We start from the raw sequence: 26,026 nt of genomic DNA on the forward strand, positions 1-26,026 counted from the left end.
TCCCAGCATTGCGCACCGTCACCACCCGCGGCTAGGGCGGGGTACCGGGCCCGTGTTTGCCATCTCTTCAGTGAGTGAGTACTCTCTCACCATGCCCGACTCGGGACGCGATCGATTGCTGGCGGAGGCGCTGAAGCTCTTCGCCGCTAAGGGGTACGCGGCGACATCGGTCGCCGACATCCAGCGGGCATCCGGCCTCGCCCCGGGATCGGGTGCGTTGTACAAGCACTTCGCCTCCAAGCGTGAGCTGCTGGAGGCGGCGGTGACCCACCGGATCGACAGCATCGTGGCCGCGCGAGAGCAGTTCGACGCCGGGCAGCCGGGCAGCGTCGAGCAGGCGGTGCGCACCGCTGGCCAGCTGATCTGGAGCAACCTGAACCAGAGCGAAGATTTGCTCAAGGTCATGCTGCGCGAACCCGAAGAGCTCGGCGATCTCGACGAGAAGACGTGGCAGGTCATCACCGACAACGCCTATCAGCGGTTCGCCGACGAGCTGACGGCGTCCAATCGCTCCGGCCGTACCAGCATTCCCGATCCCGAGGCCGCCGCGGCCGTGGCGATCGCTTCCTTGTCCTACGCGGCGACGCTGCAGGCGCTGTCCGGCCGCTTACCGGGCAACGTCGAGGAGGACCGCTATTTCGAGGCCTGGGTCACCCAGACGGTCAGCTTCCTCGCGCAGCACACCAACCCCAGAAACCGTTGAGCATCAACCTATTCCAGGAGTAGAACCGTGACTTTCTCAATGCAACTGAGCGACGACGTGATCGAGGTGCGCGATTGGGTGCACCAGTTCGCGGCCGAAACCATCCGCCCCGCCGCGGCCGAATGGGACGAGCGGGAGGAAACCCCGTGGCCGGTGATCCAGGAGGCCGCGAAGGTGGGCCTCTACTCCCCCGACTTCTTCGCCCAGCAAGCCGCCGAGCCGACGGGCCTGGGCTTTCTCACCGCGTTCGAGGAGATGTTCTGGGGCGACGCCGGCATCGCGCTGTCCATCATGGGGACGGGGCTGGCCGCGGCGGCGTTGGCGGGCAACGGAACTCCCGAGCAGCTGGGCCAGTATCTGCCCGAGATGTTCGGTACGCCCGGTGACCCCAAGCTCGGCGCGTTCTGTTCCTCAGAGCCCGACGCGGGTTCCGACGTCGGTGCCATCCGCACCCGGGCCCGCTTCGACGAGGCGACCCGTGAGTGGGTGCTGAACGGCACCAAGACCTGGGCGACCAACGGAGGCATCGCCAATGTGCACATCATCGTGGCGTCGGTCTACCCGGAGCTGGGTGCACGCGGACAGGTTTCATTCGTCATTCCGCCCGACACCAAGGGTCTGGCGCAGGGGCAGAAATTCAAGAAGCACGGGATCCGCGCCTCGCACACCGCCGAGGTGGTGCTCGACAATGTGCGGCTGCCCGAGGACTGCATTCTCGGCGGCCGGGAGAAGTTCGAAGCCCGCATCGCCCGGGTCAAATCCGGAACCTCGGCGGGCGGCCAGGCGGCGATGAAGACCTTTGAGCGCACCCGGCCCACCGTCGGCGCAATGGCCGTCGGCGTAGCCCGGGCCGCCTACGAGTACGCGCTCGAATACGCCTGCCAGCGTGAGCAATTCGGCCGCAAGATCGGCGAATTCCAGGCCGTGGCGTTCAAGCTCGCCGACATGAAGAGCCGGGTCGACGCTGCGCGACTGCTGGTGTGGCGCGCCGGCTGGATGGCCCGCAACAACCAGAACTTCGACTCCGCCGAGGGCTCGATGGCCAAGCTGGTGGCGAGCGAGGCCGCCGTCTATGTCACCGACGAGGCCATCCAGATCCTGGGCGGCAATGGCTATACCCGCGACTACCCCGTGGAGCGCATGCACCGCGACGCGAAGATCTTCACCATCTTCGAGGGAACCAGCGAAATCCAGCGCCTGGTGATTTCGCGGGCGCTGACCGGGCTGCCTATCCGTTAGGTTGGACGTCATGAGGCGTGCGGTCGTCGCGGCAATCGGATTCGTCGTCGTCGGCTCCTGGACGGGTATGCCGGTGGCCGCCGCGGACAACCCGGTCTGCACGGCGTCGATGTGCACGTTCTTGTCTCCGTCGCGCAACATCAGCTGCGAAGTCAACTACAAGCGTGACCCCGGCATCTCCGATGAGGTCTATTGCCAGACCAACGAGCCGCAGCAGTCCGTGCACTTATCCACCGGCGGAGTCGTCACCACCTGTAAGGGTGTCTCCTGCCTCGGCAACCCCGGAGAGGGCACGCCCACCCTCGCCTACGACCAAACCGCCGGTGTTGGTCCCTTCACCTGCACATCCAAACCCGACGGAGTGACCTGCACGGTGTCCTCGGGCAAAGGGTTCACCATCTCCAATACGGGGATTACCTCCATCGGGTGACGTTGCGCGCCAATCGGATACACCAGCGCTAATCGCGGTCGTGGTGGCATACGGCCTCCAGCTTGATGCCGAATGGGTCATACCAAAATGTGGCGTAGTAATGCCCGGGATATTGCGGGAAATGTTGCGGCGGGTGAATGACGCTGCCACCGGTCGAAACGACGTGGTCATGTACCGCGTGAACCGCGGATCGCCCCCGCACCATGAACGCCAGGTGTTGTAGGCCGCTGCGCTGCGCGGAGTACTCACCCGGCTCTGCTGCCGGATAGAAGAACAGGAACGTGCCGCGCTTGTCGCCGGCGGGCTTGTAGGAGAACTCCTCGTCGGTGTGAAAGTACGACTCGAACCCCAACAGGGGCATCAGCGCGTCGTAATAGCGTTTTGCCGCCGAGAGATCGGGCACGTTCACACCCAAGTGACCCAGCATGTGTTGTCCCTTCGCTTTCCGTCCTATTCCGGCACTAGACCGTACTGGCATGAACAACTCGCATTGCCTGCTACGTAGTCTTTTGAGAAGAAGCCGGCGTCGGAAGGGCCACATCATCATGCCCCGTGGGGTGTCGACCCGAATCGGGCTTTATTTCGGGTTGCTGCAGCTCGTCTTCGGGCTGACCTGGGTGGGGTACGTCATCTATCTGCCCCAACTCGCGGCGCAGGCCGGCATCGGCGCCGGCGTGGTCGGCTGGCTGCTGGTGCTCGATCAGATCATCTTCGCGTGCTGCGACTGGGCGGCCGGTGTCGCCGTCGACCGGGTGGCGCGGCTGGTTGGCCGAGTGGGCAAGATCATCGCGGCGGCGACGGCGGTCTCGGCGCTGGCGTTCCTGCTGCTGCCCCTGGTATCGCGGTCTAGCGCTTATATTTTCGTGGCGTTGATTGTGGTGTGGGCGATTACCTCCTCAGCCTTGCGCGCACCGCCGCTGGCCCTGCTCGGCCGCTACACGCCCGAGGGCCGCCAACCGTGGGTTTCGTCGCTGTTCGTGGTCGGAGCCGGGATGGCCACCGCGTCGACGCCCTTTCTTGCCGGGCGGATCACGGCCTACGACCCGCGGATCCTCTTTGCCGCATCGGCGGTCTCCGTTTTCGCGGTGACCTTGTCGATCGTCTGGGCCGAAAAGACCCTCACCCGCGCGGCTGCGCCGGAAAAGGAGGCACCCAACGAATTCCGGGTCGGCGTCTTGCTGGTGTTCCTCGCGGCGGTCTTGGTGGCGCAACTGGGATTCCAGGTGCATTCCTCGGTCAATGCCCAGCGGCTCTTCGCCAAATACGCTGGTCCCAACGAACTTCCGGTCCTGCTGTCGCTGTTCTGGATCGGGTTCGCGCTGCTGACGCCGCTGGCCTCAGTGCTGGCGAAACGTTTCGGCGGCGTGGTCGCGATGATGGTGGGCGCATTGGTCGCCGCCGGATCGGCGTGGGCCGCGGCACTGGCCACCGACGTGGTCTCGCTGGGCATCGCCCAATTCGTCTGCGGCGCAGCCTGGGCCGCCGTAATGGTCGGCGCGGTTGTGGCCGCCTTTGCGATCGGCCGCGACGGCCGCGAGGGCACCGCGGCCGGCGCCCTGTTCTCGGTGATTGCGGTGGCGACGATGGCACGCATCGCGCTGGTGACCGCGCACGGTGATCGGGTTCCGGCGGTGGCGTCCGCGTCGCCCTGGTTACCGACCGTGTCATGGCTGACCGCAGCGACGCTGCTGCTTATCGGCGTGCCCACTCTTCGGCGAGCAGCCGGTAAGACCGCACCCGGTCTTGATGGTCGTGGGTGATCGTCGTGACGATCAACTCGTCGGCCTCGGTGGCGTCGCGCAATCGCTCCAGCTGGTCTGCGACTTGCGCTGCGGTTCCGACGAATTGGGTTTCTACCCGGTCCGCGACCAGCTGGCGCTCGGCATCGGTCCAGATGTGCGCGCGCGCTTCGTCCGGCGTCGGAAACGCGATCGCGCCCGCACCGGTCCGGATGCTGCGAACCCAAAGCCCGTAGCCCGTGGCCAGTTCCCGAGCGGTGGCCTCGTCCTCGGCGACGACGACGTCCGCCGAGACCGCGACGTACGGCCGGTCGAGCTCGGCCGAAGGCCGAAACGCTGCGCGGTACGCATCGGCCGCCTCGAGGACGGTCGCGGGGGCGACGTGGTAATTGGTGGCGAACCGCAGGCCCCTGCGCCCGGCGACGACGGCGCTCTCGCCGGCGCTGCTGCCCAGAATCCAGATCTGTAGGTCAGCACCTGCCCCGGGCACCACATGCGCCTCTTCGCCATCGGCCGAATAGGTGTCGGCGATCAACGCGAGAATGTCGTTGACCTGCTCGGTGTAGTTCTGCGCCTGGGCGCCCGGCAGTTGCAACAACGCCTTCTGCAACGCGAAGCGCGGCGATTTCAACAGCGGCCTGGGGTCGAACTGGGCCGGTATCAGCAATCCGTTGGATGTGCGTCCATTGCTCAACGCCCGCGCGGCGGCCGGTACCGGGGAGCTCGGCTCCCGCGGTTTACCGCTGGAACGGCCCAAGCCAAGGTCAAATCGCCCGGGATGCAAGGCATCCAGCAGACCGAACTCCTCCACCGTGGCCAGCGCGGTCCGATGTCCCATCTGCACCGCGCCCGAACCGAGCCGGATCGTCGTGGTTTCGGCGGCGGTCAACGCGAGCAACACCGCGGGCGAGGTGCCGGCGACCCCCGGATTGAGATGGTGCTCGGCAAACCAGTACCGCGTGTAGCCCAGGCCCTCGGCTCGCTGGGCGAGGTCGATGCTGTTACGCAAGGCGTGCGTGGCCGTCGATCCCGATGAGATCGGGACCAAATCGAGCACCCCCAATGGAGTATTCATGGCGCGCAACGCTTCACGACGCCACGCCCGTCGAGGCATCCCGGTCACCAGAGTGCCGCGGCGCCGGCAGGGGCGCGAGACCCAGGTGGTCGCGCAGCGTAGTGCCGGCGTACTCGGTGCGGAACACTCCGCGCTCCTGAAGCAGCGGCACGACCTTGTCGACGAACGGATCGAGCCCACCGGGGGTGATGTGTGGGACCAGGATGAATCCATCGCTGGCGTCGGCTTGCACGAAGTCGTTGATCGTCGCGGCGACGCTATGCGCTGAGCCGATGAAGGATTGGCGCCCAGTGACTTCGACGATCAGCTCGCGGGTGGTCAGGTTCTCCGCCTCGGCCTTGGCGCGCCAGTCGTTGGCGATCGCGATCGGGTCGCGGAACATGCGCACGCTGGCCCGCCCGCGCGAGATGCTGTTCTCCCCCACGACGGGGTCAACGCTGGGCAGCGGCCCGTCGGGGTCGTGGTCGGAAAGGTCCCGGTTCCACAGTTGTTCCAGAAACTTGATCGCGGTCTGCGCGGACACCTGCGCCAGCCGCACCTCGTGGGCGATGTCGGCGGCCTCGGCGTCGGTATCGCCGATCACGAAGGTCGCGGCCGGAAGGATGAGCAGCTCGTCACGGCGGCGGCCGTACCGGGCGAGACGCCCCTTGACGTCTTCGTAGAACTCTTGCCCGGCATCCAAGGTGCTGTGCCTCGAAAAGATCGCGTCGGCTTGCGCGGCGGCGAAATCGCGTCCCTCGTCGGAATCGCCGGCCTGGAAGATCACCGGCCGACCCTGCGGGCTTCTCGGAACATTGAACCGACCATGGATATCGAAATGGGCGTCGGTGTGGGTGAATGCGCCCGCGTTCGGATCGGACAGGAAGACGCCAGTCGTCTTGTCCGCCACGATCTCGTCGCCGCGCCACGAGTCGAAGAGCTCGTGTGTCGTCTGCAGGAATGTCTTTGCCCGCTGATAGCGCTGATCCTCTGCCAGGAATCCGCCACGCCGAAAGTTCTCGCCGGTGAAGGCGTCCCACGAGGTGACGACGTTCCAGGCGGCGCGGCCACCGGAGAGATGGTCCAGCGAAGCGAATTGCCGCGCCACTTCGTAGGGCTCGTTGAAGGTCGAGTTGATCGTGCCGGTGAGGCCGATGCGATCGGTGACCGCCGCGAGCGCGGCCAGGACGGTGAACGTGTCGGGCCGGCCGACGACGTCGAGGTCGTAGATCTGGCCGTTTTGCTCACGCAGCCGCAGCCCCTCGGCCAGGAACAGGAAGTCGAACTTTCCCCGTTCGGCCGTCTGGGCAAACTGCGCAAACGAACCGAACTCGATGTGGCTGCCGGCCGCCGGGTCACTCCACACCGTGGTGTTGTTGACGCCGGGGAAGTGCGCGGCTAAGTGAATTTGCTTGATCGGCTTGCTCATTGGGACACCTTCGGTATCGATGTGTTAAGCGACCGCGTAGCGGCTGGCGGGGCGGGGCAGTCCGAGCAACCCGCGTAGCTTGTCCGCCTCGTAGGCGGTCCGAAACAGTCGGCGGCGGCGCAATTCGGGCACCAGGCCCTCGGTGATCTGAGCGAGGTCGTGGGGAAGGGTGGCGGGTCGCAGCCGGAACCCGGACAGTCCGGCCGCGTGCCACTCCTGCAGCACGTCGGCCAGCTGTACCGGCGTACCCACGAAAACCTCAGCATCACTTCGATATTCGTGCCCAACAACGTCATCAAGGCGGCGCCGCCGGTCCTCTGCCGCCTGGGTGGTGCGATCCAGGAACACCACCAGGTCACCGAAGAGGTGCACCGTGTTCTGGCGCCGCCCGACGGCGTGGCGCAGCGACCCGATCTCGATGGCAGCGTCGCTAGCCTGCGTCGCGTCGTGCGGGGTGATGAATCCGATGTCGGCGGCCTCGGCGATGAGCTGGTAAGACACACCACCGTGGCCCAGTGCCGCGACGATCGGCTGGCCCTGGGGTGGGCGCGGCGTGATCGAGGGTCCCTTGACGGAGAACCAGCGCCCCTCGAAATCGATGTAATGCAGTTTGTGCCGGTCGATGAACCGCCCGGTGTCGGCGTCGCGGATCTCGGCGTCGTCCTCCCAGCTGTCCCACAGCCGGCGCAGCACTTCGACGTAATCCGCGGCTTCAGTGAAATAGTCGTCGATCTGCTGCAGGCTGGCCTCGTCGTTGCTGCTGTCGACGGACAGGCGCGGCGATTCGCGGCGCCCGAAATGTGCTGCCGCGTCGGGCCGTGCCGAAACTTGAACCCGCACACCGGCTCGGCCGGTGCTCACGTAGTCGAGCGTGGCGATCGACTTCGACAGGTGAAACGGCTCGGTATGCGTGACATTCACCGACGGGATGAATCCAATGCCCTTGGTACGAGGCGCAATTCGGGCCGCGATGAGCACCGCGTCCAATCGGCCGCGCACGCGATCGGTTCGATCATCGGGCTGGTACGGATGGTCGGACTGCAGTGTCAGCGAATCCTCGATCGTCACGAAATCCAACAATCCGCGTTCGGCTTCGGCGACCAGATCGGCCCAGTAGCCCGCGTCGAACAACTGGTCCGGGCGAGCGTCGGCCTCGCGCCACGCGGCCGGGTGCCAGCCGGCTCCGTCCAACGCCACCGCGAGGTGCAGCAGATTCTGCGAATCAGGCATTGGACCTGCCTTTCTAACGAGTACAACCGTGAGACGGGTGCGGCCAGAACAAATCCGCTATCCATCTCTAACCAGAAGCATCGCCCGTCGATTCCGGGCGGGCCGCCGCACACCTACGAAGTGCCGGCGGCTCAGGACACGCGCCGCGGTACGGAGACCCTGTTGATCGCATGTCGTCTCCTGCCCCGCTCACGTCGCGCGCCCCAAAGTCTAGCTGCGCTAATCGGATTGCATGCGGGAACGCAGCCGCCGCAAGCGCGTTCCACTTGCGTGTTACGCGGCGGCGTCCTTCAAATCATGTCGATTGCAAATCGGCTTTGGCGAGCAGTGGGAGCACGCCCTCGGCGAACCAGTAAGCCTCTTCGAGATGCGGATAGCCCGACAGGATGAACTCGTCGAAGCCCAGCGAATGGTATTCGTTGATCAGGTTTGCGACTTCCTGATGGCTGCCCACCAGCGCGGTGCCGGCACCGCCGCGCACCAGGCCCACTCCGGCCCACAGATTCGGGTAGATCTCCAGCTTGTCGACCTGGCCGCCGTGCAGCGCCGTCATCCGGCGTTGTCCCTCGGACTCCGAACTGGCGTGCAGCGCCGTGGCTTTGGCGATCTGCTCGTCGCTGAGCTCGGCCAGCAGTTCGTTGGCGACGGCCCACGCCGCAGCCGAGGTGTCCCGGCTGATGGTGTGCAGGCGAATCCCGAACCGCACCTTCCTGCCCCGCGCGGCGGCTTCGGCCCGCACCTTCTCGATCTTGGCCGCCGCCGCCTGCGGCGGCTCGCCCCAGGTCAGGTAGACGTCCGCGTACTCCGCGGCGATCGGCAACGCCGGGCCGGAGGAACCGCCGAAGTAGATCTCCGGCAACGGATTCGGCGGCGCGGAGACCCGGGCATCTTCGACGGTGTAGTGCTTGCCGCTGAAGTTCACCGACTCCTGCGTCCACACCGATGTCACGATCTTCAGGAACTCCGCGGTGCGACCGTAGCGCTCGTCGTGACCGAGAAAATCGCCGAAGCGGCGTTGCTCGGCGTCATCGCTGCCGCTGACGACGTTGAGCACCACCCTGCCTTCCGAAAACCGTTGCAGCGTCGCGGTCTGCTGTGCGGCCAGGGTTGGCGGAACCAGCCCCGGGCGGAATGCGACCAGGAACTTCAACCTTTCGGTCTCCGCCAGCAACGCGGCGGAGGTCAACCACGCGTCCTCGCACCATGTTCCCGTCGGCGTCAGTACGCCCTCGAACCCCAGGCGGTCGGCGGCGCGTGCCACCTCGGCCAGATAACGCCGGCTCGGTGCGCGATACCCGGTTGGAATCTCGCGGTTCGACGAGGCATGCGACCCGCCGACGATCGAGCGGCTATCACCGGTGGTTGGCAGAAACCAGAAGAATTTGGGAGCCATCTGCGCCGACGGTAGATACTCTGCGGGCGCCCTGCAAGTTGCGTTCCGCGCTCGCAAGCTCGGCTCGGCGGGCAGGGCAGCTGGCCGCGTGGGCCGCCCCAGGAGGCACGCGACATGATGGCCGTATGACCACCGAGATCCGGGTTCTCGACAGCGAGGACGACCTCCTCGCCGCGCTGAACGTGTTTCGCGTCGCAATGATCGGTTTTCCGCCCATGTCGGATCTGCCGCCCGGCCAAATCACCAAGATGCTCGACCCCGGGCGTATGGTCGGCGCGTTCGTCAACGGACAACTGGTCGGCACCGCCGACGCCGTGACCAGCACGATGACCCTGCCCGGCGGAGCCATCGTGAGCCACGCGGCCGTGACGCATATCGGCGTGCTGCCGTCGTTCACCCGGAAAGGCATCGCCACCGCCCTGGTGCGTCACCAGTTGGACGACATCGCGGCCCGTGGTGAGGTGGTCGCGTCGCTGCGAGCGTCGGAGGCGACGATCTATGAACGCTACGGCTACGGCGTGGCGAGTTCGGCGCAGAGCGTGGAGATTGCGACCGCGCGGGCGGCGCTGCGGCCCGGCGTCGGGTCCGGTGGTCCGGTCCGACTGGTCAGCCCCGCCGAAACCTGGGAGATCCTGCCCCGCATCTACGACGCCAATCGTTCATCCCGGCCGGGAACCATCGACCGTCCCGGGGTGTGGTGGGAGGGCGTCCGACTGCGCACCGAAGCATCCTCGGGGGCTTGGTATGTCGCCGTGCACGGGGAGCCCGGCGCCGAGTCGGGTTTCGCCCGCTACCGACCCGTCGACACCGACAGGTGGTTCGTCAGCGACCAACGCACCATCGTGGTCGAGGATTTCTTCGCACCAACCACCGACGCCTATCTCGGGCTGCTGCGTTTCCTGTTCGATCTGGATCTGATTGACCGAGTGACGTTTTGGATGCTGCCGCTCGACGATCCGCTACCCTCGCTGCTTGTCGATCGCCGGGCGGTCAAGGTGACCGCGCTGCATGACGAGACGTGGTTGCGTGTCGTCGATGCCGAGAGCGCGCTAGCCGGGCGGTCCTATGCCGGGGCCGGCGCGGTCACTATCGCCGTCAACGACCCACTGCTGCTGAAGAATTCGGCCAGCTTCACGATCACCGCGGACGGAGCCGAACCGACGACCCGGCGCGCCGACCTGCACGTCGGGATCGAGGGGCTAGGTGCCGTGCTGCTGGGCGGGACGCGCTGGCACAGTCTCGCGGTGGCCGGGCTGGCCCGGGTCGAGGATCCGGTGGCGCCGGCCGTGGCCGATCAGCTGTTTGCGACGCGCGAAACACCGCACGCCGGAACGTTCTTCTAGGCTCGTCGCACCGCATCCGAAACTGCTCGTGGCGCCTCGGATTGCGGATAATGGCCCACGCCATCGAGTTTCGTTATCTGGGCGCGCGGGAGAACTTCGGCAGCCGCCTCGAGAACATGGCGTCCCGATACCGGATCGTCGAGTCCCCACACCAGCCGCAGCGGACCATTCCAGGCGACCAGGGCCTGCTCCCATCGCCGATGATGTTCGGCACGTTCAGCGTTGTAGCGGATCAGCAGATGGGAGATCCGGTGGCCGTCGTCTCGCGAAACTCCATACCAGAGGTCGTCCAGCTCGGCATCGGTCAGCCGTGACCCGCGGACCGCGTCGAGCCCGGAGCGCAGGCGACCGACACTGACCCGGCTGGCAATCAGCTTTCCAATCACCGGCAGAATCAACAACTTCTGTAGGCGCGTAGGCCGGTAGGAACTGTAGACGATCCCGGAGTTCAACATGACGAGGCTGGAAATGCTGAATCCGAGTGTGCCGGCCAGAACCCGATCGAGAAGCTCCTGAGCAACGATGCCGCCGTAGTCATGGGCGATCAGGCGTACCGAATCCAGGTGCAGCTGCGCCGCCAAATCCTCTACCACGTCGGCTGATTCGGCGACGGAGTAGTCGTAGGGGTTCGGTTTGTCGGAGGCGCCGTAGCCGAGGAAGTCCAGCGTGACCACGTCGTGGTCGGCAGCAAGGTCGGTAGCGACTTCGGCGTAGTCGTAGGACCAGGTGGGAAATCCGTGCAGCAGGAGCACTGTCGGCCCCTGTCCGCGGCGCCGGTACGCGATGCGGTGCCCCCGGCGGCTGATCAGCGTTTCGCATTGGTCTATCCATTCCCGCGCCCGGGGTGTGTTCATGGGTTCATTGTCCAGCATCGGCCCGATGCCTTCCGGGGCGACGTGGGAGATGATGCATGCGTGACGGTCACGAAAACGAACGGCGTCCTACGGGTCGGCAGCAGGTTCGAGCCGACATTCCAAGCCGAGCTGGCGGCGCGCTACGAAATCCCCCAACTCCCCGACGGTCCGCTGCGCGCCGAGTTCCTCGCCGACCGCGCGGGTGAATTTCGCGTGGTGGTGACGTCCGGCCTGGCGGGCGTTGATGCCGATACCATTGCGGCGCTGCCCAATCTGGAGGCGATTGTCAATAACGGCGCCGGGGTGGACTCGATCGATCTGGAAGCGGCCGCGCGTCGGGGCATCGGAGTGAGTAATACACCCGACGTCCTGTCGGACACGGTCGCCGACACGGCCCTGGGGCTGATCCTGATGACGCTGCGTCGCTTCGGTGCGGCCGACCGCTACGTGCGGGCGGGCCGCTGGGCGCACCAGGGCCCGTTTCCGTATGCCCGGGATGTCAGTGGCCTCCAGGTGGGCATCTTGGGCTTGGGCCGTATCGGGTCGGCCATCGCGACTCGGCTCCTCGGATTCGATTGCGCCATCGCCTATCACAACCGCCACCGGATCGACGGGTCGCCGTTCCGCTACGCGGAGTCGCCGGTGGAGTTGGCCGAGTCGGTCGATGTGCTCGTGGTCGCCACCACCGGTGACCGCCAGACTCGCCACCTTGTCGACCGAACCGTTCTCGAGGCGCTGGGACCCGAGGGTTATCTGATCAACATTGCCCGCGGCAGCGTCGTCGACCAGGACGCAGTGGTGGAGCTGGTGGCCGGCGGCGGGCTGGGCGGCGCAGGGCTGGACGTCTTCGTCGATGAGCCCAATGTGCCTGCCGCACTGTTTAATCTGGACAATGTGGTGCTGTTGCCGCACATCGGCAGCGCCACCGCCCGGACTCGCCGCGCGATGGCATTGCTGACGATCCGCAACCTCGAAAGTTATTTGGCCAGCGGCGAACTGGTGACCCCCGTACTGCGCCCGCGCCGCTGACGTCAGGGATCAGTGGGCAGCTTGACCGGATACAAGTTGTGCCAGCCTTCAAAGCCTTTGAGTTCGACCTCGCTGGGCGCGCAGAGCTCAATCTCGGCCAGGCCGTCGATCGCTTCGCGGACCGATTCGCTGATCAGGATCTCACCGCCGTCGGCTTGGCCCGCGATGCGCGCCGCCATCGCGACATTGCGCCCGAAAAGGTCGTCGCCGCGTCTAACCGACGGTCCCAGATGAATGCCGATCCGAACACGAATACCCTCCCAACGGTCAGCGTCGTCGAACAGGGCCCGCTGCACGGCGATCCCGCACAACACCGCGCGTCCGGCGTCGGCGAACGCGATCATGAATCCGTCACCTTGGTTTTTGACCACGTGGCCGCCGTGGTCGTCGACACGGCTTTGGATGAGCCTGTTGTGCCGCTCCAGCACCCGCACCCACTCTCGGTCGCCCAAGGCCTCGTTCTGTGCGGTGGAATCCTCGATGTCGGAAAAGGCGATCACGACATCGCCGTCGGCGGTGAGGCGCGCGAGATCGGGGCGCTCGACCTGTGCCCAGCCGGCGAGATCTTCGACGGAGTTTCGTACCGTTGCGCCGATACCCTTCGTGATCAGCGAATCGGCCGTCTTGAAAGCCGTTCTGATCGCAAACGGTGCGACTCCGCGACGCCGTCGGCGCCGGTTGCCCTGGCGGGCGCGGCTGCGCTCGAGCGAGGCCCTGGCTCCCTTCAATTGCCGCCGCGACACGATCAGCAGGACTCCAAGGGCGATAAGACCACCGAACTCGACCAACGCGACCAACCACGCCAGCACGGTGATGGTCATCGCTTGTTCTCCGCCGACGCGGGTGGTGCCCCCATTAGCCGAGTATGACGGGTCGGACCGCGGGTGGACGACGGCCGGTCAGCGCTGCGGGACGGCCCGCTGCGCCACCAGAGCAACGGCGGCCACGACGAGATCGGGTTGGTGGATCTGAATGAAATGATCGCTGCCCGTCGCGACCAGATGCGGCGTTTGCGGCACCAGCGCGACCAGATCCGAGGCCGCCTCCCGCCAGGCCTGCTCCAACCTCGCGCCCTGCTCGGCCGGCACCGTCGGAGGAATCACAAACGGCTCGGTCCTCGTCAGCACCGCGGTGGGGATGGGCGGGAACGCCGGGGCCGCGGCGACCTGCGCGACGCTCTTGTCGATGTCGATGACCTCGAACGCAGACGAATCGGCGAACTGCGGCAGCGGTTCATCCAACGCCTGCCGGTACGCCGGCCAATCGGCGCCCAGCAGGCTCGGTATCTGCGCACCGAAGGCGTCGACGAACACCACCGCGCACACCTGGTCGGGGTAGGTCTGGGCGTACAGCCGGGCGAAGAGCCCGCCCAGGGAGTGCCCGACCAGAAGGTAGGGGCCTCGAAGGTGAGCGGCGGTGAGCAGCGCGTGCAGGTCGTCCACGACGTCCTGCGCGGTGCGTGGCATCACGACCGGTGAACTGCGGTCGCCGAGAGTGGGTGGGTCGGAATTGCGTAGGGTGCCGGGCCGATCGTAGGCGCAGACGCGATGGGTGCCGGCCAGGGCGGGCAGTACGGCGGGGCCTACCGCCGGCGCGACGGTCTCCGACTGGTCCCACGGATCCGACGAGTTGTGATAGCCGGATTCCAAAATGACTGTGGGGCTGCCCTTTCCACGGCATTCGAGGTAAAGGTGCCGTCCGTGCCCAATGTCGATCGGCCCGCGGAAGTCACCCGAAGAACCCGTTCCCGGTGCCGAACGGCCGTGTGAGCAGCCCACCAGCGCGAGCACCAGGGCGGTGGTCAAGAGGAAGACTCTGCAAACGGCGGCCATCGCGCCATTGTGCGGGCATGCGCCGCGGCTGCGACGCACTGACCACGGCGTTGCGCGAAATCCGGTGGCCTATCGTGTCGTCGACCGGTTCAGTAGGGTCGCCGTAACGACGGGAGGTTGACCACCTTGGCTACCAAATGCGGCGCCGCGCTCTGGGTCGTGGCAGCCCTCGGCTATCTCGCGCTCGAGGCCCTGGCAGCCGCGGGTTTCGGTCCTGCCTACAGCTATTCACGCAACTACATCAGCGATCTCGGGGTCAACGGCGACTCCCCGCGGTCCTACTTGATCCACATCGCGTTCTACCTGCAGGGCGTTCTGTTCTTTCTTGGCGCAGCGCTCATGGTGGACATTCGCGACAATCGAAGAGCCCAAATCTTTTTGGGCTTGGTTGCGACGAATGCGATCGGCAACATCGTGATCGGAACGGTGTACAGCGGCGACGTGCATCGCGCCGGTGCCCTGCTGGCAATCGTTGGAGGCAACGCCGCGATTCTGGCGGGCTCCGCAGTCATTGCGGCGGATGGCGGCTGGCGCTGGTACCGCCACATCTCGGAACTTGTCGCGGACCTTGGCCTGCTGAGTCTGGTGATGTTGCTGGTCAACTCGGCGACATCCAAGACCAACCTGCTGCCGAGCGGCGCGTGGGAGCGCGGGAGCGTCTACTCGATCATCACGTGGCAGCTGCTTACCGCCGTTTACGTGATTAGCTGCGCTGACGGACCAGCCGTTTCTCGACGGCCCCCAGGACCGCGTCGCTGAGTTTGCCCAACGCGGCCAGCAAGACGATGGCCAGCAGCATCACATCGGTGCGGCCGGTGTTTTGGCTGTCGAGCAGCAGGAAGCCGAGGCCCTTCGAGGACGCGATCAGCTCGGCGGCGACCACGAACAGCCAGGCATTCGCCAGTCCCAATCGGAGCCCGTTCACCAATTCCGGTGCCGCGGCGGGCAACATCACCGTGGTCAACAGCGAGGCGCCGCGCCGGCCGTAGGCCCGTCCCACTTCCAATAGCTGCGGGTCGACGTGGGAGAGCGCCGACGCCGTCGTCGTATAGACCGGGAAGAAGGCTCCGATGGCGACCATCAGGATCTTCGGGGTTTCGTCGATGCCAAACCATAAGAGCAGCAACGGCACCCAGGCCAAGGAAGGCACGGTGCGAAAGGCGGCGACGGTCGGCGCGAACAGCCGGCGCACCCCTACCGATAGCCCGATGAGCGAACCCAGCGTCAGCCCAGCGGCGGCGCCGGCCAGGTAGCCGACCAGAACTCGAGAACCGCTGGCCTGCAAGTGGGTCCACAGTTCACCGCGCCGCAGCAGGTCGCCCAGCGCGGACACCACCTCGGCCGGCGGTGGGAGCTGGCTGGGCGAGAAATACCCCGTGCCCGCGGTGGCCAGCTGCCAGATCACCAGCAGCAGCACCGGAACAATCAAGCCCACGAGGACGCGCGGCAGCTTTACCAGCCGCCCGGACGAGGACGTCAGTGGGCTTGCTGAATGTACTTCGGCTCGATCAGCGTGCTCAGCGCGTTGCGGCCGGCGTCGTCGGATTTGATATCGGAGTCGGCCACCGCGATCGGTTCCACTCGAGTCAGCACCGCCCGTTGCGCGTCGCCCGGCACCGGATTGATGTCCACCAGTGTCCGAGTCAGTTCCTCCTGCGCCACGCTCAGCGCTATGTTCGCCTGCGAGGCCAGCAATGCTGCCAGTTGATCGGGATGCGCCTTCGCCCACTTCCGGGCCTCCTCATAACTATCGACCACCGCCTGGACGGCCTCCGGGTGAGCGGTGATGTAATCCTCCCGAACGTTCAAAAAGCCATAGGAATTGAAGCTCGGGTTGCGGTAGATGAAACGGGAGCCCGACTGCTGGATCGTCTGCGCGATGAACGGGTCCAGTCCGGACCAAGCGTCGACGTTTCCACGTTCCAAGGCGGTCTTGCCGTCGGCATGCTGCAAGTTGACGATCTCGATGTCGCTCGGCGAAAGCCCCGCCGTGGCAAGCGATTGCAACAGGAAGAAGTACGGGTCGGTACCCTTGGTGACGGCGACCTTCTTGCCCTTCAGGTCGGCCACCGAGTTGATCGGCGAGTCCTTGGCGACAAGCAGCGCCGTCCACTCACCCCCGGCATAAAGGTCGACAGTCTTGATCGGCGACCCGTTGGCCCGCGCGACCAAAGCCGCGGAACCTGCAGTGGATCCGACGTCCAACGCCTTGGACCGCAGGCCCTCGTTGGCCTTGTTGCTCCCCGCCGAAAGCACCCACGTCACGTTGTAGCCGCGGTTCTCCAACAAGTGCTGATCGCGCACTACCAGACTCAACGGGCTGTAGTAGGCGTAATCCAGATGGATGTCCTTCGAAGCGGTAGTGCCGGAGTTCGAACCGCAGCCGGAAACCGCGATGACGCCGGCGATCACCGAAATCGAAGTCAGGTAACGAACTTTCACCATGCTTTTGCCTCACTGCTACGCCGGGGTACACCGAGCTCGTCCAATAACTGCAGCCGCAACGCGGCGATACGCGGATCCCCACGATCACGTGGTTTGGGAATCGCGACTTCGTGTGTCGCGGCAATACGGGCGCCGCCGTTTTCATCTGCGCGCAGAATCAGCACTCGGTCGGCGAGGATCGCTGCCTCGTCCACGTCGTGCGTGACCAACACCGTTGTGGTGCCGGCCTCTTGCTGCACGGCATCCAGCAAGTCCTGCATCCGCAATCGGGTCAGCGCGTCGAGGGCCGCGAGTGGCTCGTCCAGCAACAGGACGCGTGGGCGCCGCGCCAGGGCGCGCGCGAGGCCCGCGCGCTGCGCCATACCACCGGACACGTGCCGCGGATGATGGTCACCGAATTCGCGCAACCCAACGACGTCGAGCCAGTGTTGCACTGCGCCAGAGCCTTTGGCCCTTGGCGTGCCGGGCGGCAGGCCATACTCCACGTTTGCGGCCAGGGATCGCCAGGGCAGCAAACGGGGCTCCTGGAACACCACCGCACAGCGTGGGTCGATTCCGCGGACGGCCTCGCCGTCGATCTCGATCTGTCCCCCGGTCGGACTGTCCAAGCCGGCGATGAGCCGCAACAGTGTCGACTTTCCGCTGCCCGACGACCCGAGCAACGCGACCACCTCACCGGGCTCGATTTCGATGTCGACTTCGTGGAGCACGGTGTGCGTTCCGAACGTGCGGTCGACGCCACGAAGAGACACCCGGGCCGGCGCCGGATTGGTCGACATCACCCGCGCAGCCTAGGAATCGCTGTGGCAGACCGCCAGGTTTGCGTCGGACATGATTCAAACCCGGCCCTGCGGGACAGCCTTCGGGTTGACAACCGCTGTTGTATCGCGATTCGGAATAAGCACTTGAGCGGCGTGAGCTAATGAACGGGATAGAGCACTATTTTTTGGCGGCGCGCTTCGAGACGCGACGCTGTGGCCGATATCACCACCGCACATAAACCGCGTGCAGCGATTGGGGAGGAAATTCAGTGTGCAGGGCGAATGTGGCAGTGGCCGGCCGGGAACGTCCGGCGCCGGTGCAACCGCAGGAACGTGACGCACGTGGTGTATCCGAGGGATCTCAACTGCTATTCGCCGCGGTGTTGGCCGTCCTGCTCGCGACCGGTTGGGCGGCCAACCACTTCGCCGGGCTGATCCCCGCGCTCAGCGATCACCAGCACCTCAACCGGACCACGCTCGACGCGATCTTCGGGATCTACGCGGTGGGACTGCTGCCCGGCCTGCTCATCGGCGGTCGGCTGTCGGACGTGCTGGGTCGGCAGTCGGTGGCCTGGGCGGGGTCGATCACCGCGCTAGTCGGCACTGTCGCAATGTTGCTGTCGCAGCATTCCACTGTGTTGCTCGGGGGCCGGTTGGTGGTCGGGGCCGGTGTCGGGTTGGTGGTCAGCTCCTGCACCGCATGGGCTTCGGACATGAAGGGGCCGGCCGGCGCCGCCGTCGCCGGCGCCGTCCTGACCGCCGGTTTCGCGGTCGGCCCGTTCGCATCCGGCGTGATCGCCTCGGCGGGGCAATCCGGGCTTTGGGAGTCGTTCGGAATCGCCGCCGCACTTGTCGTGCTGGCGACCGTCGTCGCCGTGGTGGCGGCCCAGCGCGCGGACGTGACCGCCTCGATACCCACGCCCAGCCGCGAGCAGACGATGTCGGCACGCCCCGACATCGCGCGGGCGTTGAGTTGGGCACTGCCACTGTCCCCGTGGGTGTACTCCTCGGCGACTCTTGCCTTCGTCACGATCCCTACCCACGTGCACACCGGGCTCGCGGCCCCGATGGCCGCGGGGACCGCGGCGCTGATTGCCAACGGCGTCAGCGGGATTACTCAATTGATCGCCCGCGCGCGTCGGTGGGGCCCACACACCGGCACCGTTGGCGCCGTGCTGGCCGCACTCGGCTACGCGGTAGCCGCGGCGGCGCCGTCGACCATGCCATTGGGCGTGGGCTTGTCGCTACTGGTGGTTCTCGGTTGCGCGTCCGGCCTGCTGCTCCGCGAAGGCTTGATCGACCTGGAAGCCGCGGCGCCGCAACGCTTGCGCGGCGCCCTCACCGGAACTTTCTACACGGTGAGTTACATCGGCTTCGGCCTGCCGATGCTGTTGAGCACCATCGGGTCTGCGCAGGCCTCGGCGACGATACTCGCAGTGATGGCGGCGCTGGCGCTGACGACCGCCGCAGCCCGGGCGGTGCGGCTACGGCGAAATAGCCACCGGCAAAGCGAGTTCCGCACTGAGCGATCGCCAGGCGCGCTACAGCGCTAGCGCTTGGCGCAACACCGCGATCTTCTCCGCCTCTTCACGTTTCGAGATCGCCGCATCTTGGATCAGCATTGAGCCGTGGAAAGTCCCTGGGAACAAATGTAATTCGACGCTTACTCCCGCGGCAAGCATGGCCAGCGCGTAGGCGACGCCTTCGTCGCGGAGCGGGTCGAAGTGCATGACCGAGACGTATGCAGGCGGCAGGCCCGCCAAATCGGTGGCACGCGCCGGTGCTGCGTAGATCGGTACGTCGTCGGCACCGGCACGACCGGCGCCCAGGTAGCAGTCCCAGCTGACGACCGCTCGGGGCCGACTCCACAGTGGGGTATCGGTGAAGTCGGTCATGCTTGCCGTGATGAGTCGGTCATCGAGTTCGGGCACCGAAAGAAACTGGAACTCGATGTGCGGTCCGCCGCGGTCGCGAGCCAGCAGCGCCAGCGCCGCACACAGTCCACCACCGGCGCTGGTGCCCTGAATGGCGATGCGTTGCGGGTCGATGCCCAATTCGTCCGCGTTCGCCGCGGTCCAGACCAACCCGGCGTACACGTCCTCCAGCCCGCCCGGGAACGGTGTTTCCGGCGCGAGCCGGTAGTCGACGGACACTACGACGATGCCGAGATCACGGGCCATGGTGACGTTAAAGGCGTGTTCGGTTTCGAGGTCACCGGCGATGAACCCGCCCCCGTGCACGTTGTAGACCGCGGCCGGGGCGCTGCGCTGTTCGGGCCGGTAAATCCGGATAGCTACCGCAGGATCGCCGTCACGGCCCGGGATTTGGCGGTCCTCGATCTGCACTCCGGTGGTGTCCGGCGCCGGAAACTGAGCGATCATCTCCGACAACGCCGCCCGGATGGCTAACGGATCGTCACCCGGCAGGTCGGGCAGAAGTGGAACCACCGCAGCGATTTCCGGGTCGAACGCATAGGTCGTCATGAGGCACTCCTGATTCGATCAACGGCGACGTCGCTCGCTATATTGCCCCCGGGCGTCGATGTCTGGCTAGATCCGCTCGGCGATTATGCGCGCGCTGTACGGTTTGGCGCGCTGCCGGTCGGTGGCGGGTCGTGAGACGGGAATGAAGTCGAGAACTAATCGGTTCGTCTAAACCAAATGAAGTTCCTGCTGATAACGCTGATCACGCATGTACCGGATCCGGTTACGGGCGAGAAGAAGAGCCCGGCCGATCGGTTGCGCGACGTCCTCGACAAGGCGGTACTCGCCGAGGAACTGGGTTTCGACGGCTTTGCGGTGGGCGAGCGCCACGAGGACCCGTTCATCTCGTCCTCGCCACCGGTGGTGCTGAGCAACATCGCGGCGCGCACCTCGAAGATCGGTCTGTTCACCGGGGTTACGACGCTGAGCCTGCTGGATCCGGTGCGCGCGTTCGAAGACTATTCGACACTGGACAACCTCTCCGGCGGGCGCCTCGAGCTGATCATCGGCAAGGGCAACGGCGCGGCGCAGGCCGAGTTGTTCCACGTGACGGCCGAGGACCAATGGGATCGCAACCGCGAAGGCTACGAGCTTTTTCGTCAGCTGTGGGACAGCGAGACCGTGACGTGGTCCGGCCGGTTCCGCCCGCCACTGGTCAACGCCAAGGCACTTCCGCGGCCGCTGCAGCAACGGATTCGGATCTGGCATGGCAGCGCAACGAGTAAGGATTCCGTCGACCTCGCGGCCCGGCACGGCGATCCGGTCTTCTCCGCCAATGTCATCAATCCGATTGAGCCCTACGCCGAGTTGATACGCCACTACCGGCAGCGGTGGGAGTTTTACGGCCACCGCCCCGAGGACGCCCTGGTCGGTGCCGGGACCGCCGGCTTCTACGTCACTCCGACGTCACAGGAAGCTGTCGCCACCTACCGGCCCATGTTCGAAGCACGTCTGGCGTTCGCCCGCCGCGCCGGAATGCCGGTGGCGTTCGAGTCGATCGAAGATTTCGTCGAGCGAAGCTCGGCATTGGTGGGTAGCCCCGAGCAGATCATCGACAAGGTGGGTCGCTATCACGACCAGCTCGGTCACGAGGTGATGCACCTGTCCGCCGATGCCGATGGCGTGACGCCCGCCCAGCAGCGTCGTAGCCTCGAGCTATTTCAGTCCGAGGTCGCTCCCGTTCTGCGCGCACGCATTCCGAGTCGACCGCTGATCGCTGAGTTGACGACCAAAGACGTTGTCAGGTAACTACTTCCACGCAAACACCGGTTGCTCGAGCTGGTCGACCGGATCGTGGCGTCCTTCCAGGCACAGCCACCGCAGCTGCAACAACACCGCACCGGTCGGTGCGTGGATGAGGTCATTGCCCAGCGGGATCTGCACGACCGGCCGAGGGCTCTCTTTGATGGTGATGAACCGAGGCGAGTCGTCGCGTTGCAGTTCGTGGAGCCCCACTCGATACACGGCCACGACCTCGTCGGGGGCCGGATCGGGATCGAGTCGTCCGCCTCCCCAGATCACCACCGGCGTGATGACATATCCGGATCGGGTCGGATAGTCGTCGAGCAGGCCCAACACCGTCGAGTCGGGCAGTGCGATCCGCACCTCCTCGCGCAGTTCCCGCAATGCCGCGTCCACAGCCGTCTCACCCGCGTCGAGGCGACCACCCGGCAGGGCCCACTGCGCCGCATGCGAAGTGAGCCGAGACGCCCTGCGGCACAGTAGAAATGCGGCGCCGCCGGACACGTCGACCATACGGCCATCAAGATCGGAGGCCGGCATCGGGCGACCGGCATTCCATTCCTCCACCGACACCGGATCGACCCGGTCCTCCCCGACCTCGGAATCAACCAGCACCACCGCGACGGCGGCGTGCCGCTTGGTCGGATCGGTCACCACGCGACGGTCGTGGCCCGCCAAATGCTCCCGGATTCGTTCCCGGAGCGCCTCGTCATAGGAGATCGTCACTGCCCGAGCCTAGGCCGAGACGTTCCTCACACCCGACGGCCGGGTCGTGCAAGGTATAGTCGACTATATTCAGCGTTCGGCGGTCGCCAGTGTTCGTCGATCGGTCAGCGACTCTATCTCCGAGGCAGGCGTGGCGACAACGACGCAACTATCGACCAGACGCGCAACCGCGACTGTCGTTGTGGTGTCGGCCGCAGCGTTTCTGGCCAGCCTGGACCTGTTCATCGTCAACATCGCCTTCCCTGATATCCGTCGGGCCTTCCACACCGCCGATCTCGGCGCGATGTCGTGGATTCTCAACGGCTACACCCTGGTCTTCGCGGCGTTCCTGAATCCCGCCGGTCGACTCGGTGACCGATACGGGCATCGACGAATCTTCCTGTGCGGCTTGGTGGTATTCGCTGTCGGATCCGCCGCGTGCGGGCTGGCCGGATCTTTCGTCGTGTTGGTGGTGTGCCGCGTGGTTCAGGCATTCGGCGCCGCGATGTTGATGCCGAGTTCGCTCGCGCTGCTCATGGCCGCGGTGCCCGCATCCCGGCGCGCCGTCGCAGTCAGCACCTGGTCGTCAGTGGCCGCCATGGCCGCCGCGCTGGGACCACCGATCGGCGGTGTGCTGGTCGAATTGTCCTGGCGTTGGATCTTTTTCGTGAACCTGCCGGTTGCACTGTTGGCCCTCGCCGCCGGCCCCTACGTCCTCGCCAGAACAAGTGCCACGGGGGTCGGGATGCCGGATCTGTTCGGCGCGCTAAGTCTGGTGCTGGGCGTGGGTGCGCTGGTGTGGGTGCTGATCGAACTGCCCGTCGCCGGTTCGAGCGCCACCCTGCTCGTGCTCGCGATCGTTGGCGCCGCAGGCGCATTGGCGCTGGCGATTTGGCGATCGCTGCGTCATCCGACGCCGGTATTGGATTTGGCCGCCGTGCGAGTCGTGCCGATGTGGTCCAGTTGTCTGGCGCTTTTACTGTTCGCCGCGGCGTTCGGCGCGATGGTGCTCGGCAGCGTCATGCTGCTAACCACCGTATGGGGCAAGACGCCCGCCGCCGCCGGCTGGTATTTGTCACTCAGTCCGGCAATCGTGGTAATTGTCTCGCTGACTTTGGCCGGTCGGCTGATCGGCAAATTCGGTGTCGGCGCGGTCGCCGCAACCGGGGCGCTGCTCTACACCGTCGGCATCGGCGTCTGGCTGTACCGGGTGGGTTCCGAGGCCCACTACGTCGCGGATTTCCTTCCGGGCCAGCTATTTACCGGCGCGGGGATCGGACTGGTCATGCCCAGCCTCTCTGCGGTCAGCGGGCTCGCGCTTCCGGCACACCGATGGGGCGCCGGTTCGGCACTGACGAATACGGCCCGGCAGCTGGGCACGGTGCTTGGCACCGCCGTTCTGACGATGATCTACCAACCCGGCATCGACCTGGCCGCCGTCCGGCGCGGTTGGGCGTTTATCGCCGCGGCCGCGATCGCCGCCGCATTCATCGCCGCGGGACTGGCACTCTGGTGGAAGACCGAAGGCACCGCGTCGACTGCGTCTGCCGACATCGCAGACCGTGACCGTAGCGCGCAGGAGCTGGGCACGTGCAATGGCTGAGATCGCTCAGTTCTGCCGGCCGGCCAGCTCGGCGACGAAACGATCGACGAAACCATCCACCGGCCCTTGACCGGCCGGCCGTATGACGAATTTCGTCAGTCCGGCATCCAGATAGCCGTCGAGTTGCCGGTGCAGCTGATCCCAGCCCGCGGCGATCAGGTCACCGGGATCGACGTCGGGACGACGCCGGCGGGCCGCTGCGACCAGCTCTGGCGACAACTCGCCATCGGCTACGCCCAACGAAATGCCGAAGTGGTCGGGCTCGATGTGCCGGCCGGCCTGCTCCGCGGCCCGCTCGATCGCCTCGCGCCCAGCCCGCGCCTCGTCCGGGGTGAGGAAGCTGCCCAACCAGCCATCCGCCAAGGTACCGATGCGGCGAAACGCCGCCGGGGCCGAACCGCCCAGCCAAATATCTAGTGGCGGAGCCGGTTTCGGTGTGATCACCGCTCCGCTGACCGTGAAGTAGTGGCCGTGATAGCTGGCTGAATCGTCGGCCAGCGCGGCCCGCAGCACCCGCAACGACTCATCGAACACCGCTGCGCGCTCGCCGTCCGGGACCGCGAAGAGCTCGCGCTCGGCCGGTATCGCCGAACGCAAACCGAAGACCGGGAGAACCCGCTTGGGCGCGATCGCAGCCAACGACGCCAGTTGTTTGGCTACCAGCACCGGATGGCGCCCCGGCAGCACCGCCACCGATGTGCCCACCTTCAACCGGGTCGTCCGGGCGAGTGCATAGGCCATCCCGACCACCGGATCCACCGTCGGGGCGTAAACCAGCTCGGAGAACCACAGCGAGTCGACCCCGCTGTTCTCCAAATGGTCGACAATGCCGGCGAGCTGATCGGGTGTGCTGTCCGCACCGAGTCCGACCCCAAAGCGAACCTTCACCGGCTTCTCCGTTCGTCTTTAGTATCCAGACCATGACCGATAGCGACGTGGTGGCGATCACCCAATTGGTAAACCTCTACGGGTTGGCGGTCGATTCCCAGCGATGGCAACTGTTCGACCGGATCTTCGCCGCGGATGTGGATGCCGACTACGGCCCGACGTCGCGCTGGATGGATCGCGAGCAGTTCAAGTACGAGTTCGCCGCGTTCCACGATCCTTTCGATTCCACCCAACACACGATGTCCACGCACGTCGTCCACGTCGACGGCGACCGCGCGCACAGCTTCTGCAACGGCGGCTGGCGCCTGGTGCGCAAGGCCGTCGACGGCATCCCGCTCTGGGACGGCAGTGGCTGGTACGACGACGCGTTGGTGCGCACTCCCGACGGCTGGCGGATCACTCACCGGGTATGCCGCATCACCTGGTGGACCGGCAACCCGTTCGTGAACGAGACGATTCCCGGCGTGACGTTCGACCTGGCCACCACCGTGCTGCGCCGCGAAGCCGACGCCGGACGCGTCGGAATCCTCAGTGCGGTCCTGAAGTAACTCAACTGTCAGGCGGTGGCGAACTTCTCGGCCAGTTCGACAGCCTCCTGCTGGATCCTTTCGAACTGAGCACCCATCGCTTCGGACAGCGCCGTCGCCCCCGACAGTGGGCGCACCATGACCATGAACTGGTCGATCAGGCCGTCCTCGTCGAAATGCAGGAAGTCGCATCCGGTGACCTTCACGGCGGGCGCTCCCACAATCCCGGTCTCGAAGATGAGTGCATGGTCGCGACCGTCGGCGCCCTCGATCTCACGGACGTAACGGAAGTCCTCGAAGATCCGCAGCACGCCCCGCAGAATTGCCGCGGTGATCGGCTTGCCGACATATGGCTTGAACGCCACCGGGCTGGTGAATACGACGTTGTCGGCCAGCAAAGCCTGGATGGCTGCCTCGTCGCGGTCCTCGACCGCCTTGCGGAACGGATGCATCAGATCATGGTGCCGGATCGGTGAGGTAATGCACGAACACGGGTCGCAGCCATGCGATGAGTCGTTCGTCGTCCATGCCGACCAGGGGCGGAATGCACAGGATGTAGCGGCCCAGGGCGAGCCCGAGCAGTTGCGATCCCACCAGGGCAGCCCGTTCGGGAGCGCGATCGGGGACCACCGCGGCCAGCGCCGGGGCCACCTGGTCGACGAACACCGCGAGCAGCGCATCCGCGGCGGCGCGGTTGGTCGCGGCCGCGCGCAGCAGCGGCAGCAGCGGTCCCTGCGGCCCCCACACGCCGGTGAACACCGGCAGCACCACGTCGGCGATGCGGTCGGGGGCCACCCCGGACAGATCGGGGAACTTGACGTCGAATCGGGATGCCGCGGCGAAAAGCTCTGCCTTACTTCCGAAGTAGTGCATCACGAGGGCCGGATCGACGCCCGCCTCCGACGCCACCGAACGGATCGTGGTGCGTTCGAAGCCGTGTGTCCCGAACTGCGACCGCGCGGTCGTCAGGATCGACGATTGCGTGGCCGCTGCATCGCGTGCTCTGGGCGCCATGGCGGCCAGTGTATTCAACAACTGTTGACATGGCACGCACCGCGGCCTACCGTTTGATTTCAACAACTGTTGAACGGGGGCAA

27 protein-coding genes are annotated in these 26,026 nt (G+C 66.0%); 11 read left to right on the forward strand and 16 right to left on the reverse strand.

Annotated features, from left to right (window positions below; translation table 11 throughout):
- Positions 1-91: 91 nt before the first annotated feature.
- Genes LMQ14_RS27535 through LMQ14_RS27545 form a run of 3 tightly spaced genes read left to right on the forward strand, consistent with a single transcriptional unit; the run spans position 92 to position 2,372 of the window.
- Positions 92-703, forward strand: coding sequence for a TetR/AcrR family transcriptional regulator (locus LMQ14_RS27535; RefSeq protein ID WP_267732745.1), 612 nt, complete (start codon positions 92-94; stop codon positions 701-703).
- Between the two features lie 27 nt (positions 704-730).
- Positions 731-1,942 carry an acyl-CoA dehydrogenase family protein gene (locus LMQ14_RS27540; RefSeq protein ID WP_267732746.1) on the forward strand — a complete coding sequence of 404 codons (1,212 nt, stop codon included), beginning with the start codon at positions 731-733 and terminating at the stop codon, positions 1,940-1,942.
- Positions 1,943-1,952: 10 nt separating this feature from the next.
- Positions 1,953-2,372, forward strand: coding sequence for a hypothetical protein (locus LMQ14_RS27545; RefSeq protein ID WP_267732747.1), 420 nt, complete (start codon positions 1,953-1,955; stop codon positions 2,370-2,372).
- Positions 2,373-2,400: 28 nt separating this feature from the next.
- On the opposite strand, the gene LMQ14_RS27550 is transcribed toward LMQ14_RS27545, so the two are convergent.
- The gene (locus LMQ14_RS27550; RefSeq protein WP_267732748.1) at positions 2,401-2,799 is read right to left on the reverse strand and encodes a VOC family protein; all 399 of its coding nucleotides are present in this window, start codon (positions 2,797-2,799) and stop codon (positions 2,401-2,403) included.
- A 130-nt stretch (positions 2,800-2,929) separates the two neighbouring features.
- Between LMQ14_RS27550 and LMQ14_RS27555 the strand changes: the two genes are divergently transcribed.
- Positions 2,930-4,132, forward strand: coding sequence for an MFS transporter (locus LMQ14_RS27555; protein ID WP_267732749.1), 1,203 nt, complete (start codon positions 2,930-2,932; stop codon positions 4,130-4,132).
- On the opposite strand, the gene LMQ14_RS27560 is transcribed toward LMQ14_RS27555, so the two are convergent.
- The 4 genes from LMQ14_RS27560 to LMQ14_RS27575 all read right to left on the reverse strand — a co-directional run bounded on the left by LMQ14_RS27560 (position 4,065) and on the right by LMQ14_RS27575 (position 9,217).
- Complete coding sequence (locus LMQ14_RS27560) at positions 4,065-5,186, reverse strand: LLM class flavin-dependent oxidoreductase (RefSeq protein WP_267732750.1); 1,122 nt, start codon at positions 5,184-5,186, stop codon at positions 4,065-4,067. The genes LMQ14_RS27555 and LMQ14_RS27560 overlap by 68 nt on opposite strands.
- A gap of 13 nt (positions 5,187-5,199) precedes the next feature.
- On the reverse strand, positions 5,200-6,594 hold the full coding sequence (locus LMQ14_RS27565; RefSeq protein WP_267732751.1) for an NtaA/DmoA family FMN-dependent monooxygenase: 1,395 nt from the start codon (positions 6,592-6,594) through the stop codon (positions 5,200-5,202).
- Positions 6,595-6,618: 24 nt separating this feature from the next.
- Entirely contained in the window at positions 6,619-7,824 is a 1,206-nt protein-coding gene (locus LMQ14_RS27570; protein WP_267732752.1) for an LLM class flavin-dependent oxidoreductase, read from the reverse strand.
- Positions 7,825-8,119: 295 nt separating this feature from the next.
- Positions 8,120-9,217: an LLM class flavin-dependent oxidoreductase gene (locus tag LMQ14_RS27575; protein ID WP_267732753.1), complete on the reverse strand. Its 1,098-nt coding sequence runs from the start codon at positions 9,215-9,217 to the stop codon at positions 8,120-8,122.
- Between the two features lie 125 nt (positions 9,218-9,342).
- On the opposite strand from LMQ14_RS27575, the gene LMQ14_RS27580 reads away from it, so the two are divergent.
- Positions 9,343-10,560: a GNAT family N-acetyltransferase gene (locus LMQ14_RS27580; protein WP_267732754.1), complete on the forward strand. Its 1,218-nt coding sequence runs from the start codon at positions 9,343-9,345 to the stop codon at positions 10,558-10,560.
- On the opposite strand, the gene LMQ14_RS27585 is transcribed toward LMQ14_RS27580, so the two are convergent.
- Entirely contained in the window at positions 10,557-11,414 is an 858-nt protein-coding gene (locus LMQ14_RS27585; protein WP_267732755.1) for an alpha/beta fold hydrolase, read from the reverse strand. The two genes, LMQ14_RS27580 and LMQ14_RS27585, sit on opposite strands and share 4 nt — an antisense overlap.
- A 60-nt stretch (positions 11,415-11,474) precedes the next feature.
- Here LMQ14_RS27585 and LMQ14_RS27590 point away from each other — a divergent pair, with 60 nt between their 5' ends.
- Positions 11,475-12,443 (forward strand): 2-hydroxyacid dehydrogenase, encoded by a 969-nt coding sequence (locus LMQ14_RS27590; RefSeq protein ID WP_267732756.1) that lies wholly within the window; start codon positions 11,475-11,477, stop codon positions 12,441-12,443.
- Between the two features lie 2 nt (positions 12,444-12,445).
- Here LMQ14_RS27590 and LMQ14_RS27595 read toward each other — a convergent pair whose 3' ends face one another.
- Both LMQ14_RS27595 and LMQ14_RS27600 read right to left on the reverse strand, forming a co-directional pair.
- On the reverse strand, positions 12,446-13,264 hold the full coding sequence (locus LMQ14_RS27595) for an adenylate/guanylate cyclase domain-containing protein (protein ID WP_267732757.1): 819 nt from the start codon (positions 13,262-13,264) through the stop codon (positions 12,446-12,448).
- Between the two features lie 78 nt (positions 13,265-13,342).
- Positions 13,343-14,248, reverse strand: a complete 906-nt coding sequence (locus tag LMQ14_RS27600) for an alpha/beta fold hydrolase (protein WP_267732758.1) — start codon at positions 14,246-14,248, stop codon at positions 13,343-13,345.
- A gap of 186 nt (positions 14,249-14,434) precedes the next feature.
- Here LMQ14_RS27600 and LMQ14_RS27605 point away from each other — a divergent pair, with 186 nt between their 5' ends.
- Positions 14,435-15,034, forward strand: a complete 600-nt coding sequence (locus LMQ14_RS27605) for a DUF998 domain-containing protein (protein ID WP_267732759.1) — start codon at positions 14,435-14,437, stop codon at positions 15,032-15,034.
- Here the strand turns inward: LMQ14_RS27605 and LMQ14_RS27610 are convergent.
- The 3 genes from LMQ14_RS27610 to LMQ14_RS27620 all read right to left on the reverse strand — a co-directional run bounded on the left by LMQ14_RS27610 (position 14,979) and on the right by LMQ14_RS27620 (position 17,472).
- Positions 14,979-15,680 carry an ABC transporter permease gene (locus LMQ14_RS27610; RefSeq protein ID WP_267735711.1) on the reverse strand — a complete coding sequence of 234 codons (702 nt, stop codon included), beginning with the start codon at positions 15,678-15,680 and terminating at the stop codon, positions 14,979-14,981. The two genes, LMQ14_RS27605 and LMQ14_RS27610, sit on opposite strands and share 56 nt — an antisense overlap.
- 71 nt (positions 15,681-15,751) lie before the next feature.
- Positions 15,752-16,717, reverse strand: a complete 966-nt coding sequence (locus LMQ14_RS27615) for an aliphatic sulfonate ABC transporter substrate-binding protein (protein ID WP_267735712.1) — start codon at positions 16,715-16,717, stop codon at positions 15,752-15,754.
- Complete coding sequence (locus LMQ14_RS27620) at positions 16,714-17,472, reverse strand: ABC transporter ATP-binding protein (protein WP_267735713.1); 759 nt, start codon at positions 17,470-17,472, stop codon at positions 16,714-16,716. Before LMQ14_RS27620 ends, LMQ14_RS27615 begins: the two co-directional genes overlap by 4 nt.
- Before the next feature lie 278 nt (positions 17,473-17,750).
- Between LMQ14_RS27620 and LMQ14_RS27625 the strand changes: the two genes are divergently transcribed.
- A complete protein-coding gene (locus LMQ14_RS27625; protein ID WP_267732760.1) occupies positions 17,751-19,034 on the forward strand; it encodes an MFS transporter in 1,284 nt (427 codons plus the stop codon).
- Here LMQ14_RS27625 and LMQ14_RS27630 read toward each other — a convergent pair.
- Positions 19,023-19,964: an alpha/beta hydrolase gene (locus LMQ14_RS27630; RefSeq protein WP_267732761.1), complete on the reverse strand. Its 942-nt coding sequence runs from the start codon at positions 19,962-19,964 to the stop codon at positions 19,023-19,025. The genes LMQ14_RS27625 and LMQ14_RS27630 overlap by 12 nt on opposite strands.
- Positions 19,965-20,141: 177 nt before the next feature.
- On the opposite strand from LMQ14_RS27630, the gene LMQ14_RS27635 reads away from it, so the two are divergent.
- The gene (locus LMQ14_RS27635) at positions 20,142-21,212 is read left to right on the forward strand and encodes an LLM class flavin-dependent oxidoreductase (RefSeq protein ID WP_267732762.1); all 1,071 of its coding nucleotides are present in this window, start codon (positions 20,142-20,144) and stop codon (positions 21,210-21,212) included.
- Here the strand turns inward: LMQ14_RS27635 and LMQ14_RS27640 are convergent, their stop codons facing one another.
- Positions 21,213-21,932 carry an NUDIX hydrolase gene (locus tag LMQ14_RS27640; protein ID WP_267732763.1) on the reverse strand — a complete coding sequence of 240 codons (720 nt, stop codon included), beginning with the start codon at positions 21,930-21,932 and terminating at the stop codon, positions 21,213-21,215.
- A gap of 184 nt (positions 21,933-22,116) precedes the next feature.
- On the opposite strand from LMQ14_RS27640, the gene LMQ14_RS27645 reads away from it, so the two are divergent.
- The gene (locus LMQ14_RS27645; protein ID WP_267732764.1) at positions 22,117-23,514 is read left to right on the forward strand and encodes an MFS transporter; all 1,398 of its coding nucleotides are present in this window, start codon (positions 22,117-22,119) and stop codon (positions 23,512-23,514) included.
- A gap of 6 nt (positions 23,515-23,520) precedes the next feature.
- Here LMQ14_RS27645 and LMQ14_RS27650 read toward each other — a convergent pair whose 3' ends face one another.
- Entirely contained in the window at positions 23,521-24,402 is an 882-nt protein-coding gene (locus LMQ14_RS27650; protein WP_267732765.1) for a TIGR03854 family LLM class F420-dependent oxidoreductase, read from the reverse strand.
- Between the two features lie 32 nt (positions 24,403-24,434).
- On the opposite strand from LMQ14_RS27650, the gene LMQ14_RS27655 reads away from it, so the two are divergent.
- On the forward strand, positions 24,435-24,950 hold the full coding sequence (locus LMQ14_RS27655) for a nuclear transport factor 2 family protein (RefSeq protein WP_267732766.1): 516 nt from the start codon (positions 24,435-24,437) through the stop codon (positions 24,948-24,950).
- A gap of 8 nt (positions 24,951-24,958) precedes the next feature.
- Here LMQ14_RS27655 and LMQ14_RS27660 read toward each other — a convergent pair whose 3' ends face one another.
- Positions 24,959-25,381 carry a nuclear transport factor 2 family protein gene (locus LMQ14_RS27660; RefSeq protein WP_267732767.1) on the reverse strand — a complete coding sequence of 141 codons (423 nt, stop codon included), beginning with the start codon at positions 25,379-25,381 and terminating at the stop codon, positions 24,959-24,961.
- Between the two features lie 4 nt (positions 25,382-25,385).
- On the reverse strand, positions 25,386-25,943 hold the full coding sequence (locus LMQ14_RS27665) for a TetR/AcrR family transcriptional regulator (RefSeq protein ID WP_267732768.1): 558 nt from the start codon (positions 25,941-25,943) through the stop codon (positions 25,386-25,388).
- Positions 25,944-26,026 lie beyond the last annotated feature (83 nt).

Origin of the sequence: Mycobacterium sp. Aquia_213 (assembly GCF_026625985.1) — a bacterium.
Lineage (GTDB): Bacteria > Actinomycetota > Actinomycetes > Mycobacteriales > Mycobacteriaceae > Mycobacterium.